Raw genomic sequence first — 236 nt, 5'->3', positions numbered from 1 at the left:
CCGGAAGTTGCACGACGTATTCTGGCGCGCAATGTCCGCATCGGGCGGCCGTTAGGAATTGCGGGATTGCCGGAAGCTGCTAAGGGCTCCGCTTTCTCGGCAACAGTGGGCCTGCTGATTTATCCGCAGGTTGCAGGTATTGAGGAACGCTCGGTTCGGGCTGCTTCCGGCGGGCGCCTTATAGGGTCCGGCGGACGTATCTCACGGGTCGGCCAATGGCTGAAAACAAGTTTTTA

1 pseudogene is annotated in these 236 nt (G+C 59.3%); it reads left to right on the top strand.

The features are described from left to right. Positions 1-236 (top strand): annotated as a pseudogene (locus HBA93_RS23560) (cell division protein FtsA); the annotation flags it as partial.

Origin of the sequence: Ochrobactrum sp. SFR4 (assembly GCF_019730395.1) — a bacterium.
Lineage (GTDB): Bacteria > Pseudomonadota > Alphaproteobacteria > Rhizobiales > Rhizobiaceae > Pseudochrobactrum.
The sequence above is the reverse complement of the archived record's forward strand: the minus strand, read 5'-3'. Positions and strand labels throughout refer to the sequence as shown.